This window comes from Arthrobacter mangrovi (genome assembly GCF_026011795.1).
Lineage (GTDB): Bacteria > Actinomycetota > Actinomycetes > Actinomycetales > Micrococcaceae > Crystallibacter > Crystallibacter mangrovi.
On record NZ_BRVS01000028.1, the window covers coordinates 82,793 to 98,013 of the forward strand.

Consider the following 15,221-nt stretch of genomic DNA (forward strand, 5'->3'; position numbering starts at 1 on the left):
GGCCTTATGGACATCGTGCTGGTCATCGTCGGCGCGATCCTGACGATCGCGGCCGCGGTGGCGATCTTCCGCATCGTGAAGGGCCCCTCGATCCTGGACCGGGTGATGGGGATCGACGTCCTGCTCGCGATTGTCTGCGCCGGCATCATCGCCGACATGGCCGTCCGGAAGCACCAGGACAACCTGACCCTCGTGGTCATTATTTCGCTGGTCGGCTTCATCGGCTCCGTCGCGGTGGCCCGCTACGTGATCGACAGGCGGCCTCATGAACACTGACGCCGTCCTCGAGATCCTCGCCGCCGCCTGCCTGGTGGCCGGCTCGCTGATGTCCCTGGCCGCAGCCATCGGCATGCTGCGCTTCCCGGACCTGCTCTCGCGCATGCATGCCGCGACCAAGCCGCAGGTCTTCGGCCTGTTCCTGCTCCTGATGGGGCTGGCGCTGCAGCTGCGCAGCTGGGCCGCGGTTCCGGTACTGATCCTCGCGTGGCTGTTCCAGCTGCTCACCGTTCCCGTCTCGGCCCACATGGTCGGCCGCGCGGGCTACCGGACCAAGCACCTGCGCAAGGACACGCTGAGCATCGACGAACTGGACGAAGTGGTCCGCAAGGCGGCGGAAGAAGAGAACCTGCCCATGCCCGGGGAATCGGGGAGCCCGAACGCGGACGAGGCGGAAGAGTTCGACACCGCGGCCGCGGAAGCCGAGCTGGCCGCGGAGTCGGCGGCGCAGGCGGACCTGAGGCGGGATGCGGACGGCGCTGCGCCGGGACGCTGACCTGCCGGAGCGGTAGCGGGACGCGGAGGGTGCTGGCGGACCTGAGGCGGGACGCCGAGGTCCTGCCTGCTGAGTCGGGCCGCGAAGCGTTGCCGGCTGCGGGGCTGCGATCCACCGGGAACGACGACGGAGGCCGGGTTCGCGCCCGGCCTCCGTCGTCGTTGTGCGGTTCTAGACCAGGTCCCGCGTCTTCGTGAAGCGGTTGATGGCGTGCTGGGTGCCGCGCTGCGAGAGCACGCGGATCATGGCGCTGACGGCACCGGAGATCACCGCGAACACCAGAGTGGCGCGAAGGGTGTTCTCCATCGCGTCTGTGTCCTGCTTGGGGGATTCATTCCCCGTGACCAGCTTCCAGAGGATGTCGATCAGCTTCGCTCCGGCCAAACCCGCCGCGATGCTGACGCCGGTGCCCATCAGCTTCAGGATCAAATGCATTGCCGCTCCCTTGAATAGGTAATCGTCATCTAGGCCCAGCCTAACCGCTTGGAGCCAATGGGGGCTGCGGACGGGCCGGAGTGTAGACTTGGAGGCGCTGATAACAGCACATGACGACAGGGGAGCGTCCGATCCGGAAATGGCGGCAGCAGCCGTGCACCGGGCGGGACGCTGAGAGTGCGGCCAACCGCAGACCCTCGAACCTGCTCCGGTTAGTACCGGCGAAGGGAGTCGAGTTCTCAGGGCTGCCCGTACGGGGCCGCCCTCCCCTCCTGGACCTCAGGAGGATTCCATGAGCACCTTTGAACGTTCCGCGCCGGCCGCCGGCCGCAAACCCAAGTACAGCTGGCGCGTCGTCGACATCGTGGTCGCGGCACTGATCGCCGTGGCCGGCGGCGTCATCTTCTGGGCCTGGTCCCAGGGCGCCAACCTCGTTTCGGCACCGGTCAATGCGCTGTACCCGCCGCTGACCGGTCTGTATGCCGGCGGCTGGATGATCCCCGCCGTGCTGGGGATGCTGATCATCCGCAAGCCCGGCGCCGCCCTGTTCTGCGAGACCGTCGCGGCTACCGGCGAGCTGATCATGGGCTCGCAGTACGGCACCACGGTGCTGATCTCCGGCATGCTGCAGGGGCTGGGGGCCGAACTGGTCTTCGCGGCGTTCCTGTACCGCAAGTTCAACCTGCCGGTCGCGCTGCTCGCCGGTGCGGGCGCAGGGCTGTTCTGCGGACTGAACGATTCCTTTGCTCCGTGGGGCTGGAACATCGCGTACGAGGCGGGGGACAAGCTGTTCTACATCGTCTGCACCGCGATCTCCGGCGCGGTCATCGCCGGGGCCCTGTCCTGGCTGGCCACCCGCGGCCTGGCCAGGACCGGGGCGCTCAGCTCCTTCGCGTCCCGCAAGGCCGCGACCGAGCCCGTCTTCTCCTGATGGCCGCCTCGGTGGCCGGCGCAGCGGGAACGTCCGCGGCAACGCGGCCGGCCTCGGTGTCCGCGCGGGGCTGGGGCTGGCGGCATGCCGGACGAACCGCGCCGGCCGTCCAAGGACTGGACCTGGACATCCGTCCGGGCGAACGGGTGCTGCTGCTGGGAGCTTCCGGAGCCGGTAAATCCACGCTCCTGCACGCCCTGGCCGGGGTGCTGGGCGACGACGACGACGGGGCAGACGAGGCGGGCACACTGCTGATCGACGGGACTCCGCCGCGCGGGCAGCGCGGGCGGGCCGGCCTCATGCAGCAGGACCCTGAGACCCAGGTGGTGCTCTCGCGCCTGGGCGACGACGTCGCCTTCGGGGCCGAGAACCTGGCCGTGCCGCGGGACGAAATCTGGCGGCGCGTCGGCGAGGCGCTGGACGACGTCGGACTCGGAGGACTGGCCCTGGACCACCCCACGTCCGCCCTGTCCGGCGGGCAGAAACAGCGGCTCGCGCTGGCCGGCATCCTGGCCATGCGTCCGGGGCTGGTCCTGCTCGACGAGCCCACGGCCAACCTGGACCCCGCCGGGGTACTCGAGGTGCGCGACGCCGTCGGCCGCAGCCTGGACAAGACCGGAGCCACGCTGATCGTCGTGGAGCACCGGGTGGCGGTGTGGAAGGACCTTGTGGACCGGATCGTCGTGCTGCAGCCGGGCCTCTCCGCGTCGGGAGCCCAACAGTCCGCAGTGCTGCTGGACGGTCCGCCCGCCGAGGTCCTTGCCGAGGCCGGCCGGATGCTGGCGGCGGCCGGGGTATGGGTTCCAGGGCTGGTTCCGGCGACCCGGCCGCGGTCCAATTCCGGCAGCGGCGAGCTCCTGCTGGCGGCCGAGCGCCTGGCCGTCTCCCGGGACCCTGCCCGCCGCCGCGGCCGGGTTCCCGGGAGACGTCTGCCGGTCCAGTCGGGGATCGACGCCGAGGTCTCCGCCGGCCGGGCGCTGACGGTCACCGGTCCCAACGGGGCGGGGAAATCAACCTTCGCGCTCACCCTCGCGGGACTGCTGGCACCGGCAGAGGGGAAGGTGAGCGCCGCCGTCGGCCTCGCCGCAGGTGCGGGGACGGACCCGTTCAAGTGGAAGGCGAAGCAACTCATCGCGCGGATCGGCACGGTCTTCCAGGAGCCCGAGCACCAGTTCGTCACCGGCACGGTGCTGGACGAACTGATGGTCGGCCCGCGGCACCTGGGCCGGGGTGCGGAGGCCGTGGACGAGCTGCTGGCCCGGCTGCGTTTGGACCACCTTACGGAGGCCAACCCCTACACGCTCTCCGGCGGCGAGAAGCGCCGGCTCTCCGTGGCCACCGTGCTGGCGGCCCGTCCCAAGGTGCTGGTGCTGGACGAGCCGACCTTCGGGCAGGACGCCCGGACCTGGGCGGAGCTCGCGTCCTTCCTGACCGAGCTCCTCGACGCCGGCACCGCCGTCGTTTCCGTGACGCACGACGAGGAGTTCAGCGCCGTCCTCGGCGGTACGGAGCTGCGGCTCGGGTCCGCGCGGCTGGAAGCGGGTGCGGCATGAGGGAAGCACTGGCTATTGGCGGTAACTCCGCGCTGCTGACCCGCGCCAACCCGCTGGCCAAATTCGCTGCCGTGGTCTTCATTACCGCGGTGCTCGCCGTGTCCATCGACTGGGTGTCGGCCGCGACGGCGCTGGCCGCCGAATTCGCCCTGTTCGGGCTGGCCGGGCTGACCCTGCGCCTGCTCTGGCAGCGCGGCTGGCCGCTGATCATCGCCGCCGCGGTGGGCGGCTGGAGTACCGCGATCCTCTCGGCGGACAGCGGGCGGATCCTGGTCGACGCGGGCATCTGGTCGATCAGCGAGGGGTCGCTCGAACTGGGGCTCGGCTTCATGCTGCGCGGGCTGGCCATCGCCCTGCCCGCGATCCTGCTGATGAGCTGCACCGACCCGACGGACCTTGCGGACGCGCTGGCCCAGAAAGCCAGGCTGCCGCACCGCTTCGTCCTGGGCACGCTGGCCGCAATGCGCCTGGTCGGGCTGATGGCCGAGGAATGGCAGACCATCGGCATGGCCCGCCGCGCCCGCGGCATCGGCTCGCACGGCACTCCGCTGCAGCGGCTGCGGGCGACGCTGGGGCAGAGCTTCGGGCTGCTGGTCCAGGCCGTCCGCCGCGCCACCCGCCTGGCCGTGACCATGGAGGCCCGGGGCTTCGGCGGCGCCGGGCGCACCTGGGCGCGGGAATCCACCTTCGGCCGGATCGACATCTGGGTGGTGCTCGGCGGGGCGCTCATCGCGGGGGCCGCCCTGGCCGCCGCCGTCACCGCCGGTACCTGGAATCCCGTGCTGTCCTGAGCTGCCGGCCCGGCCCGGCCGCTCAGTTTAGTCCTGGCTGCCCTCGGCCAGGAGCTTCATGAGCTCGTCGGTCATCGGCGCGGACACCGGGATCGGTGTCCCGTCGATGCTCTTGACCGGTGCCAGCAGGCGGATGCTCGAGACCAGCCACACGGCGTCCGCTTCAAGCAGGTGGTGCGGCTGGAGGGGGCCGTAGCCGAGCTGCCAGCCGGCGGCCGCAGCGGCCTTGAACAGCGCCCCCTGCGAGGTCCCCGGCAGGATCCCGTTCTCGAGCAGCGGCGTGACCAGCGTCTTCACGCCGTCGCGTTCGGTGGCCATCAGCACCGTCGACGTCGGCCCCTCGAGCACCAGGCCGTCCGTCGAGGTGAAGATGACGTCGTCCGCCCCGTGCGCCCTGGCGTAGCGCAGGGCCGTCATGTTGACGGCGTAGGAGAGGGTCTTGGCGCCAAGGAGCAGCCATGGTGCGCGTTCGGCCAGCGAGCTGTCGTAGCCACGGTCCAGGAGCAGGATGTCCACACCTTCCTGGCGCTGCTTCCGGCCCACCGGCCCGGCCGCATCCGCCTGCACCCAGGCAGTCGGCCGGTCCGCGCCCTCGACGCCGCGGGTCACCAGGAGCTTGATCACGATCTCCTCGGCCGGGGGATGCTCGGCCAGGGCGGTGGCGATGGCCCGCCGCCAGGCGTCGGCGGACGGGATGTCCAGTTCCATGGTCCGCGCCGACTTGGCCAGGCGGTCCAGATGCGCCCCGACTTTGCGCGCAACGCCGTCGACGGCGAGCATGGATTCGAAGATGCCGTCCCCGCGGGTGGCGCCGAGGTCCGTGGCCATCAGCTGGGGCTGTGCAGGGTCTGCGACCCTGCCGTTCTCATGGGCAGGGTCGAGAAACACCAAAACTGTCATGGCTTCAGCATAGATTGCCGCCGCGGGCAGATTAGGCTGGGGGAGGACACGCCGGGGGCCGGCGGGACGAAAGGACTGATACTGCCGTGCTGTGGTCGCTTGCGGGTTTGGGCACGCTCCCGGACTGGGCCGTTACCCTGCTGACGGTAGTGGACTTCGCCATCCGGATCGCCGCCCTGGGCATCGTTCCGGGCAACCGCCGTCCTACCACCGCGATGGCCTGGCTGCTGGCCATCTTCTTCCTGCCGCTCGTGGGCCTGGCCCTGTTCTTCATGTTCGGCAGCTTCCGGCTTTCCGACCGCCGGATTGCCAAGCAGGCGGAGACCAACCGCCGGGTGCACGCGGCCACCCAGGACCTGGAAGAACCGCGCAGCGAACGCGAAGCCCCGGAGTGGGTGCACTCCGCGGCGGAGCTGAACCGGAGGCTAGGCTCGTTCCCGATGCTGGACAGCAACCACGCGGAACTCTTTCCCGACTACAAGGGGTCCATCGCCGCCATGGCCAAGGCCGTGCGCGAGGCCCGGGAATTCGTGAACATCGAGTTCTACATCATGTCCCGCGACGACATCACCGGCGAACTCTTCGATGCGCTGAAGGAGGCCGCGGGCCGCGGCGTACGCGTGCGGCTGCTGTTCGACCACCTGGGCACGATGCGCGTCAAGGGCTACCGGCAGTTCCTGAAGTGGCTGCGGGACAGCGGAATCGACTGGCGCCGGATGCTCCCGCTGCTTCCCGTGCAGGGGCAGTGGCGCCGCATCGACCTGCGCAACCACCGCAAGATCCTCGTGGTCGACGGGCGCGTGGCGTTCACGGGGTCGCAGAACCTGATCCATCCGGGCTACCACCGCGCCTCGAGCGCGCGCGTGGGCCGTCAGTGGGTGGAGCTGATGGCCCGCTACGAAGGTCCGATCGTCACGGCCCTGAACGTCGTCTTCACCACCGACTGGTCCAGCGAGACCGACGAAACACTCGAGAGCGAACTGTTCACCCCCGTTCCGTTCCGCGAGCCGGGCCCCATGACGTGCCAGGTGGTGCCCAGCGGTCCGGGATTCGCCACCGAGAACAACCTGCGGCTGTTCAACACGCTGATCTACGCCGCGGTCGAGCGGCTCTCCATCTGCAGCCCCTACTTCGTCCCGGATGACTCGCTGCTGTACGCCATTACGACGGCGGCGCAACGGGGCGTCGAAGTCGAACTTTTCGTTTCCGAGCAGGGAGACCAGTTCCTGGTCCACCACGCCCAGCGGTCCTACTACCAGGCCCTGCTCGAGGCCGGCGTGCGGATCTACCTCTACCCGAAGCCCTTCGTCCTGCATGCCAAGCACTTCACCGTGGACGACGAGATCGCCGTGATCGGCTCGAGCAACATGGACATGCGCTCCTTCTCGCTCAACCTCGAGGTCTCCGTCATGATGCTGGGCGACGGCGTCGTGGGGCGGATGCGCAAGGTCCAGGACAGCTACCGCGAAGTCTCCCGGGAGATCACGCTGGAAGAGTGGACCAAGCGCAGTCGGCTGGAACGCTATGTGGACAACGTCGCCCGGCTGACTGCGACGCTGCAGTAGGAAAGGCGCTGCAGTAGGAAGGCGCCGCAGTAGGAAGGTGCTGCAGTAGGAACCCGTTGCAGTAGGAACCCGTTGCAGTAGGAACCCGCTGCAGTAGGAACCCGCTGCCGCGGGCAGCAATCAGTCGGGGAAGTCGGCGCCGAGGGCCGAGAGCACTCCGAAGGCCTTCGCCCGGACTTCGTCCCACTCCGCCGCCGGATCCGAATCGGCCGTGATGGCGCCGCCTACGCCGAGGCTGAGCCGGCTGCCGTGGCGGACCAGCGTGCGGATCACGACGGACAGGTCGGAGGCGCCGCTGAGGGAAAAGTAGCCGGCCGCCCCGGAATAGATGCCGCGGGGGCCGGACTCCAGGCGGTCCAGGATCTCCATCGTGCTGATCTTCGGCGCGCCGGTCATGGAGCCGGCCGGGAACGCGGCGGCCACGGCCTCCGCCCGGGACGCGTCCGGCCGGAGCTGCGCGTCGATGGTGGAGACCATCTGGTGCACGGTGGCGTAGCTTTCGATCGCGCACAGCCGGCTCACCCGGAGCGTCCCCGGCACGGCGTAGTGGCTGAGGTCGTTGCGCAGCAGATCCACGATCATGATGTTTTCGGCCCGGTCCTTCGGACTCGCCGCCAGCTCCGCCCGGATCGCCGCATCCTCCTCCGGGTCCTCCAGCCGCCGCCGCGTGCCCTTGATCGGTTCCGCCCTCAGCCACCCGTCGGCCCGGATGCTCATGAAGCGCTCCGGGGACGTGCTGGCCACCGTCAGGTCGCCGAACCGCAGGTAGGTGGCAAAGGGCGCGGGATTACGACGGCGGAGGGCGCGGTAGGTGTCCAGGTCGTCAAGGCCGGGGGAGGCCTCGGCGGCCAGTTCCGTGGTCAGGCAGATTTCGTAGGAGTTGCCCTCCGTAATCTCCGCCTGTGCCCGGCGCACCTTGTCCAGGTAGGAAGCCCGGCTGTCCCGCAGCGTGAAGGCCGGTGGCTCGGAGGCCGGCGCCGCGGAGGCCGGGGCGCGCCCATCCTGCTCCCCGCCGTCCGCCGGCGCACCCGCGGCGGGCGCCCCCGCGGCCAGCGCTCCGATGGTCCGGCGGGCCTGCTCCCGCCACTCAGCCGCCTCGCTGGCAGCCGCCTCGGCAGCCGCGTCACCCCTGCCGGCGGGGTGGGTCAGCGTCAGCAGGAAGGTGCGCTGCCGCTGGTGGTCCAGCACGATGCCGCGTGCGGCGAAGACCAGCGCCGCGTCCGGAGTCGGCGCGGCGACGTCGTTGCCGCCGGCCTCGCGCTTGAGTTCATAGCCCAGGGCGCCGATCCAGCCGAGCGCGAATCCTTCCGGCACGTCGTCGGGAAGCTCCACCGCCGCTTCGCTCCAGACCGAGTCCAGCCAGCGGAAGAACGGCCCGCGGATCCGCACCATGACCCGGCCCCGCGTGATGGTGGTGGTCCCCGCCCGGTGCTCGGCCAGCGCCCCCAGCGGACCGCCGCCGTCGGCCATGATGCTGACCGCATTCCGGTCCGCCGTCCGGCCGGCGGCAGCGTTGGAACTATCCAGCCACACGGCGTGGGACGAGGCGCCGTACAGGGCCTGGAAGAGGGCGGCGGAATCCGGGCAGCTATCCAGCCGTTCCACCTGGAGCTCCGGCCGCGGCAGGTGCGAGCGTTCCAGGGCCAGCAGCGGCTCGAGCTGCGGCAGGTCGAGCAGCGCCCGCAGGACGGCGGAGGGCGAGAGCAGGTCCGGGCTGTCCTGGACCACGATGTCCGCTGCTCCGGCGACGTCGTCGCCGGCCAGCCATTCCTCTTCCTGCCCGGCCCAGGTTTCCCAGTACGGTTCGTAGCCGTCGCCGTCCCGGGCGATGGCGCGGGTGCGCCGCTGCCCGGCGTCCGCTTCGATCCAGATGACCGCATCGAGGAGGCGCCGCGCGGCGGCATCGGCGGCTCCGACGCCCTCCAGAATCACAACCTCGGCGGGTTCGGTAACGCGGCGCTCGCCGTCCTCGTCCGCGGTCCAGTTCCACGCCGTCCAGCGTGCGCTCAATCCGTGCGAGAGCGGTTCCAGCACCGTTTCCCGATACCGGCGCCGGCCGTCCTCCAGGCCGTTCCAGCCGGGGTAGATGTCTTCCAGGTGGAAAACGCCGACGCTGCGGTGGGGGCGCAGCAGGGCGGCAAGCTCCAGCGCGAGGGTGGTCTTGCCCGCTCCCGAACGCCCGTCGACGGCGATCAGCACCGGCCTGTCAGCGGGCTGCAAGGGCGGCCCTGACGTGCTGCACGATTCCCGGAACCGCCCCGCTGATCATGTCCCAGCTGGCCTCGAAGTCCGCTTCGTCCCCGAACCACGGGTCGTAGATGCCCTGCGCCGCGGGCTCCTTGTCCGCCAGGGCGGGATCGAAGGAGCGGAACATCCGCACCTTGGCGAGGGAGTCCTCGTCCGGCGCGTCCGCCCGGAGCTGCTCGTAATGGTCGATGTCCAGTGCCAGGATCAAGTCACGCTCCCGGTACCAGGCCGGCAGGAACTGGCGGGCGCGGTGGCCGGTGCTGGGCAGGCCCCCCAGCTTCAGGCGGGCCGCCGCGCGCTCGTCTATCGGCCGCCCGGCCTCCCAGTTGGACGTGCCGGCCGAGTCGACCGTCGCGCGGGCCGCCAGCCCGGCCTCCGCCAGGGCCTTGGTCAGCACGTACTGTGCCATGGGCGAGCGGCAGATATTGCCCGTGCAGACGGTGATGATCCGGTACATAGGCTCGATTCTAGTTAGAAGAAGGCCAGGAGCAGGCCGACGCCGATGAACAGCGCGCCGAAGACCGTGCTCATGATCCGCTGGCCTCGGGTGCTGCGCGTGAAGCGCTGGAACGTCCGGGCGGCCGCCGCGAAGAAGAACCACATGACGAGGATGTCGATCAGCACGATCGTCGCTCCCAGCACCATGTACTGCGGTGCCAGCGGCGCCTCCGGCCGGATGAAGCCCGGCACGAACGCCAGGAAGAACACCACGGCCTTGGGATTGAGCAGGTTCACCCACAGGCCGCGGCGGAACATCGACCACGCCGGCTCGTTCCGCCGGCTGAGGGCCACTGCCTCCTCCGCCTCCGGCTTGGCCAGCAGCTGGCGGACACCCAGGTAGATCAGGTAGGCGGCGCCCGCGTACTTGATCGCGTAGAACGCCGTCGGTGAACTGGCCACCAGGAGGCCGACCCCCAGGGCGACGATGGCCAGGTGGACGACCAGCGCGGCCTGCTGCCCGAGGATGCCCCAAATGGAGCGGCGGAAGCCGGTATTGAGCGCGTTGCTCATTGTATTGATGGCTCCCGCGCCGGGGGTCAGGCTGATGACCGTGCCGGCGCCCACCAGGGCTAGCCACAGGGAAAATTGCACGAGGTGATATTACGCTGGCCAGGCCGTGGCCACACAACATGTCCGCCGGCCCGGGATCCTTGCAGCGCCGGTCAGCCTTCTTCGAGCAGCGCCATGGCGGCGTTGTGGCCGCCCAGGCCGCTGACGCCGCCGCCCCTGCGCGCGCCGGCACCGCACATCAGGATGCGCTCGTGGCCGGTGGCAACGCCCCAGCGCCGCGCCGCGTTGTCCAGCGGCTCGTCGTCTTCGGCGAACGGCCAGGAGAGCGGGCCGTGGAAGATGCTGCCGCCGGGCATCGCGAGGCTGTGCTCCAGGTCGAGGGTGGTCTTGGTCTCGATGCAGGGGCGGCCGTCGGCGTCGGTCATGAGGCAGTCCTCGATCGGCTCCGCCAGGACGGAGTTGAGCGAATCGAGCACCGCCCGCTGCAGTTCCTCGCGCAGCCGGTCATTGTCAATCCCGGTCAGCAGCCGGTGCGGAGTCTGCAGGGTGAAGACAGTGAGTGTGTGGGCGCCTTCCCGCCGCAGGCGCTCCGGCAGGATCGACGGGTCCGCGAGCGTGTGGCAGTAGATCTCGGCCGGCAGCGGAGCCGGAACCGAGCCGCGCGTGGCGTCGGTGTAGGCCCGCTCCAGCTGGGTGTACGCCTCGTTGATATGGAAGGTGCCGCCGAAGGCCGCCTCGGGCGCCAGGCTGCTGTCCTTGAGCCGGGGCAGCCGCTTGAGCAGCAGGTTGACCTTGGCCTGTGCACCTTCGGCCCGGGCGGACATCGGAGCCGACGTCCCGGCGGCCGCGCCGCCGAGGAGGCGCTCCAGCACCTGCGGGGCCACATTGGCGAGCACAAACTCCCCGTGCACCGTGGCAGGGCCGTCGGCGCCGCCGTCGTACGCCACCTCGCCGCCAGGTGACACCGCGGTGACCTCGGACGACGTGCGGAACTGGACCCCCGCCGCGCGGGCAGCCTTTTCCAGCGCGCCGCTGACCGCCCCCATGCCGCCTTCCGGGACGTCCCAGTCGCCGGTCCCGCCGCCGATCACGTGGTACAGGAAGCACTTGTTCTGCTGCAGGTCTTTCTGCCCGGCGCGGGCGAAGGTGCTGATCAGCCCGTCCGTGAGGACCAGGTCGGAGCGGAACGCCGTCTTGATGGCCTCGCCCAGGGGCCGCTCGAAGAAGTCCGCCCACAGTTCGTCATCATCCAGCAGGGCGCGGACGTCGCTGCGCCGCGGCAGCGGCTGCGTCACCGTCGGCCACAGCCGCTCGGCGATGGTTGCGGTGCGCGCGTAGAAGCGGCCGAAGGCCTCGAAGTCGGCTGCCGCGTCCACGGCCGCGAAGGACGCACGTGTCGCCTCGGGATCTTCGTTGTCCACCAGCAGGCCCGCATCCGTGCCGGGCAGGGGCGTGTAGGAGGAATATCGGCGCCGAATCAGCCGCAGGTCCAGGCCGAGGTCGTCGATGATCTGCTGCGGAAACAGGCTCACCAGGTAGGAGTAGCGCGAGAGGCGGGCGTCCGTGCCCGGGAAGACCTCGGCGGAGACGGCGGCGCCGCCGAGGTGGTCCTGCCGCTCCAGCACCAGCACCGAGCGGCCGGCGCGCGCCAGGTAGGTGGCGGCGACCAGGCCGTTGTGTCCGCCGCCGATAACGACGACGTCGAAGTGCTCTTGTTCGCGGGCATGCAGGGGCATGGGGCTCCTCAGTCGGGCCGGGCCGGCCGGCGGGCGGCGCTGCTGCGCCGGCCGGTCTTGGGCTGGCGGGTCAGGGCTTGCGGGCGAGGATTTCGCCGTTGGGAATCAGGAACCAGCCGTCGGCGGCCATGGCCCACTCCTGCCAGCCCTGCGCGATGCGGTCCAGGCCGGCCTGGTCCAGCAGGCCGCGGTCCAGCGCCTGTTCGCCGTACGCCGAGTGCAGGACCCGCTCGTACCAGACGTTGCCCCACCAGGTGCGCTGTTCCTCCGTGGCGTAGAGCCAGTTGGAGGAGGACGGGCTGATGTCGCTGAAACCGGCGGCCTGCGCCCAGGACAGCAGGTGGCGGCCGGCGTCCGGCTCGGCGCGGTTGCCGCGGGCGATCTGCTGGTAGGTGTCCATCCACTCGTCCAGCTCCGGGAGCTCCGGGAACCAGCTCATCCCGTGGAAGTCCGCGTCCCGCACGGCGACGATGCCGCCCGGCTTGGCCACGCGCCGCAGCTCGTACAGCGCGGCCACCGGATCGGTCAGGTGCTGGAGCACCTGGTGGGCGTGGACGACGTCGAAGGTGTCGTCGTCGTAGTCCAGGTCGTAGATGTTGCCGCTGACGAAGGTCGCGTTGTCCACCCCGCGCAGCGCGGCGAGCTCGGCGGCCTGCTCCAGCACATCGTCGGAGCGGTCCAGGCCGACCACCTCGCCGGGGGCGACGAGTTCGGCGAGGTCGGCGGTGATGCTGCCCGGCCCGCAGCCGACGTCGAGCAGCTTCATTCCCGGCTTGAGGTGCGGCAGCAGGTAGGCGGCGCAGTCCTCGGCGGTGCGGACGGCGTGCGCGCTGACGACGCTCTGGTGGTGGCCGTGCGAGTAGACCTCTTCCTTCATAGTGGGAGGGTACTCTGCGCCACACGCTGAGGGGTAACGGCGCGGCCGCTTGTTGCGCTATTAGTCGCGGAAGCGGGTTGTCGATTTTGTGAGCAAAGTATCTCCATGATGGAGATACTTTATAGTTGAGCGAAAAGCCGCTTCCCAGAGAAAGGCCGGTCGGATGTCCCGCTGGTTGAGAGTGTTCGTGCCCGTGCTGGTGGTGCTGGCCTGGCTGGCCGCGGCGGGGTTCGGAGGGCCCACCTTCGGCAAGCTCTCGGAGGTGTCCACCAATGACCAGGCCGGCTTCCTGCCCCGGAGCGCGGAGTCGACGGAGGCGGGGGAGTGGCAGCAGCGGTTCCTCGACTCCGAATCCGTGCCCGCCGTCGTCGTTGTCGAATTCGATACCCCGCTGGCGCCGCAGGAGCTCGGCGGCCTCGCGGCGCTCGGGAAGCAGCTCGGCGAGGCTGCGGGGCTGGCGTCCGATGGCGGCCCGCAGGTCGCGGGTCCGATCCCCGCGGAGGATTTCACCGCGGTCCAGTTCATCGTCCCCGTGCCCGACGACGGCGAGGTGCGTGCGTCCGTCGACGGGCTGCGCGACGTGCTGGCCGACGGACTGCCGGACGGGGCCAGCGGCTACGTGACCGGTCCGGCGGGCTTCGTGGCAGACCTGGTCGAGGCGTTCGGCGGCATCGACGGGCTGCTGCTGGGCGTGGCGCTCGCGGCCGTGTTCCTCATCCTGCTTGTGGTGTACCGGGCCCTGCTGCTGCCGTTCCTGGTGCTGCTGACCTCCGTCTTCGCCCTGTGCGCCGCCATCCTGGTCGTCTACTGGTTCGCCCTCCTCGGCTGGGTCCAGCTCAGCGGGCAGAGCCAGGGCATCCTGTTCATCCTGGTGATCGGCGCCGCCACCGACTATGCGCTGCTGCTGGTGGCGCGCTACCGGGAGGCCCTCGGCGAGGAGGAGTCGGCCTGGCGGGCCATGCGCACGGCGTACCGCGCCGCGGTCGAACCGATTGTCGCCTCCGGGGCGACGGTTACGCTGGCGCTGCTCTGCCTGCTGTTCTCGGACCTGAACTCCAACCGCAGCCTCGGGCCGATCGCGGCCATCGGCATCGTTTTCTCGGTGGTGGCCGCGCTGTCGCTGCTGCCGGCCCTGCTGCTGATCTTCCGCCGCGCGGCCTTCTGGCCGATCGTTCCGCGGCCCGGCCGCCACCTCCACCGGTCCGCCGAGGCGGGTGTTCCCGCCGGCGCGGAGGGCCTGCGGGGAGTCTGGCGCCGCATCGCCGGACTCATCGCACACCGGCCGCGGCTGACCTGGCTGGTCACGCTGGCGGTCCTGGCGGCGGGCTCGCTGGGCGTGCTGCAGCTGCAGGCCCACGGCGTGCCGCAGTCGGAACTGGTCCTGGTCCAGACCGACTCCGCGGACGGGCAGGACGCCCTCGCTCGGCACTTCGACGCCGGGTCGGGGTCGCCCGCCGTCATCATCGCCGACGAGGCGCTGCGCGACGAGGTCCTCGAGGTTGTCCGCGGCCAGGACGGCGTGGCCGAGGCGGAACTTCTGGCGGCCGGCGGCACGGTCATGGAAGAAGACGGGCGGGTCCTCATCAATGCCACCCTGGCGGACGTTGCGGATTCATCGGCCGCCGAGGAGACCGTGGCCGAGCTGCGCACAGCGCTCGATGCGGTCGACAGCGGGGCCCTCGTCGGCGGCACCACCGCCGTCGCGCTGGATACCAACAATTCGGCGCAGGCCGACCTGCTGAAGATCATCCCGATCGTGCTGGCCGTGATCCTGGTGGTGCTGATGCTGCTGCTGCGGTCCGTCGTCGCCCCGGTGCTGCTGATCCTTAGCGTCGCGCTGTCCTACCTGACGGCACTCGGCGTCTCGGCCTGGGTGTTCAACCACGTGTTCGGATTCCCGGGGGCCGATGCCTCGGTCCCGCTCTACGGCTTCGTCTTCCTTGTGGCCCTCGGCGTGGACTACAACATCTTCCTGATGACCCGGGTGCGCGAGGAGTCGCTGCGGCTGGGCACCCGGCCGGGGATCCTCCGCGGCCTCGGGGCAACCGGCGGCGTCATTACCTCCGCCGGCATCGTCCTTGCCGCCACTTTCGCGGCGCTGGGCGTCATTCCCATCCTGTTCCTGGCCCAGCTGGCCTTCATCGTCGCGTTCGGCGTGCTGCTGGATACCGTCCTGGTGCGTTCGCTGCTGGTCCCCGCGCTCTCCTACGACCTTGGCCGGCGCATCTGGTGGCCGGGAAAGCTGTCGCGGCAAACGCGGCAAGGGGATCCGGTCGAACCGCCGGCCTACATCGACGCGTGATCCCTGCCGGCGCCTGGTCCCTATGGTTCCCATGGACCTGTGCTCCGATAGGCGCGTGACTCCGCGGAGGGGGCGGCCGGGCGGCCGCCCGTTACATTTAT

13 protein-coding genes, 1 pseudogene and 1 riboswitch are annotated in these 15,221 nt (G+C 70.3%); of the genes and pseudogenes, 7 read left to right on the forward strand and 7 right to left on the reverse strand.

Going from position 1 to position 15,221, the window contains the following annotated elements; genetic code table 11:
• Positions 1-6 precede the first annotated feature (6 nt).
• On the forward strand, positions 7-276 hold the full coding sequence (locus AHIS1636_RS18595; RefSeq protein WP_264797362.1) for an MrpF/PhaF family protein: 270 nt from the start codon (positions 7-9) through the stop codon (positions 274-276).
• Positions 266-622: pseudogene (gene mnhG, locus AHIS1636_RS18600) on the forward strand (monovalent cation/H(+) antiporter subunit G); the annotation flags it as partial. The gene AHIS1636_RS18595 and the pseudogene mnhG, both read left to right, overlap by 11 nt.
• Before the next feature lie 321 nt (positions 623-943).
• Here mnhG and AHIS1636_RS18605 read toward each other — a convergent pair.
• Positions 944-1,207 (reverse strand): DUF4235 domain-containing protein, encoded by a 264-nt coding sequence (locus AHIS1636_RS18605; RefSeq protein ID WP_264797344.1) that lies wholly within the window; start codon positions 1,205-1,207, stop codon positions 944-946.
• Between the two features lie 108 nt (positions 1,208-1,315).
• A riboswitch (TPP riboswitch) is annotated at positions 1,316-1,454 on the forward strand.
• A 45-nt stretch (positions 1,455-1,499) separates the two neighbouring features.
• Here AHIS1636_RS18605 and AHIS1636_RS18610 point away from each other — a divergent pair.
• The 3 genes from AHIS1636_RS18610 to AHIS1636_RS18620 are packed head-to-tail and all read left to right on the forward strand — an operon-like array spanning position 1,500 to position 4,482.
• Positions 1,500-2,138 (forward strand): ECF transporter S component, encoded by a 639-nt coding sequence (locus AHIS1636_RS18610; RefSeq protein WP_264797345.1) that lies wholly within the window; start codon positions 1,500-1,502, stop codon positions 2,136-2,138.
• Positions 2,138-3,691 carry an ABC transporter ATP-binding protein gene (locus AHIS1636_RS18615; RefSeq protein ID WP_264797346.1) on the forward strand — a complete coding sequence of 518 codons (1,554 nt, stop codon included), beginning with the start codon at positions 2,138-2,140 and terminating at the stop codon, positions 3,689-3,691. Before AHIS1636_RS18610 ends, AHIS1636_RS18615 begins: the two co-directional genes overlap by 1 nt.
• Positions 3,688-4,482, forward strand: a complete 795-nt coding sequence (locus AHIS1636_RS18620) for an energy-coupling factor transporter transmembrane component T family protein (protein ID WP_264797347.1) — start codon at positions 3,688-3,690, stop codon at positions 4,480-4,482. The genes AHIS1636_RS18615 and AHIS1636_RS18620 overlap by 4 nt, the downstream gene beginning before the upstream one ends.
• A 27-nt stretch (positions 4,483-4,509) precedes the next feature.
• Here AHIS1636_RS18620 and AHIS1636_RS18625 read toward each other — a convergent pair whose 3' ends face one another.
• Positions 4,510-5,382 (reverse strand): aminodeoxychorismate lyase, encoded by an 873-nt coding sequence (locus tag AHIS1636_RS18625; RefSeq protein WP_264797348.1) that lies wholly within the window; start codon positions 5,380-5,382, stop codon positions 4,510-4,512.
• A gap of 86 nt (positions 5,383-5,468) precedes the next feature.
• On the opposite strand from AHIS1636_RS18625, the gene cls reads away from it, so the two are divergent.
• The gene (cls, locus tag AHIS1636_RS18630; protein WP_373875883.1) at positions 5,469-6,947 is read left to right on the forward strand and encodes a cardiolipin synthase; all 1,479 of its coding nucleotides are present in this window, start codon (positions 5,469-5,471) and stop codon (positions 6,945-6,947) included.
• Positions 6,948-7,067: 120 nt separating this feature from the next.
• On the opposite strand, the gene pabB is transcribed toward cls, so the two are convergent.
• The 5 genes from pabB to AHIS1636_RS18655 form a co-directional block, all read right to left on the reverse strand.
• Positions 7,068-9,167 (reverse strand): aminodeoxychorismate synthase component I, encoded by a 2,100-nt coding sequence (gene pabB, locus AHIS1636_RS18635; RefSeq protein WP_264797349.1) that lies wholly within the window; start codon positions 9,165-9,167, stop codon positions 7,068-7,070.
• The gene (locus AHIS1636_RS18640) at positions 9,154-9,651 is read right to left on the reverse strand and encodes a low molecular weight protein-tyrosine-phosphatase (protein ID WP_264797350.1); all 498 of its coding nucleotides are present in this window, start codon (positions 9,649-9,651) and stop codon (positions 9,154-9,156) included. Before AHIS1636_RS18640 ends, pabB begins: the two co-directional genes overlap by 14 nt.
• 14 nt (positions 9,652-9,665) lie before the next feature.
• Positions 9,666-10,286: a LysE family transporter gene (locus tag AHIS1636_RS18645; protein WP_264797351.1), complete on the reverse strand. Its 621-nt coding sequence runs from the start codon at positions 10,284-10,286 to the stop codon at positions 9,666-9,668.
• A gap of 71 nt (positions 10,287-10,357) precedes the next feature.
• Positions 10,358-11,941: a phytoene desaturase family protein gene (locus tag AHIS1636_RS18650; RefSeq protein WP_264797352.1), complete on the reverse strand. Its 1,584-nt coding sequence runs from the start codon at positions 11,939-11,941 to the stop codon at positions 10,358-10,360.
• 70 nt (positions 11,942-12,011) lie between these two features.
• The gene (locus tag AHIS1636_RS18655; protein ID WP_264797353.1) at positions 12,012-12,818 is read right to left on the reverse strand and encodes a class I SAM-dependent methyltransferase; all 807 of its coding nucleotides are present in this window, start codon (positions 12,816-12,818) and stop codon (positions 12,012-12,014) included.
• A 163-nt stretch (positions 12,819-12,981) separates the two neighbouring features.
• Here AHIS1636_RS18655 and AHIS1636_RS18660 point away from each other — a divergent pair, with 163 nt between their 5' ends.
• On the forward strand, positions 12,982-15,120 hold the full coding sequence (locus AHIS1636_RS18660) for an MMPL family transporter (protein ID WP_264797354.1): 2,139 nt from the start codon (positions 12,982-12,984) through the stop codon (positions 15,118-15,120).
• The last annotated feature ends 101 nt before the right edge of the window (positions 15,121-15,221 follow it).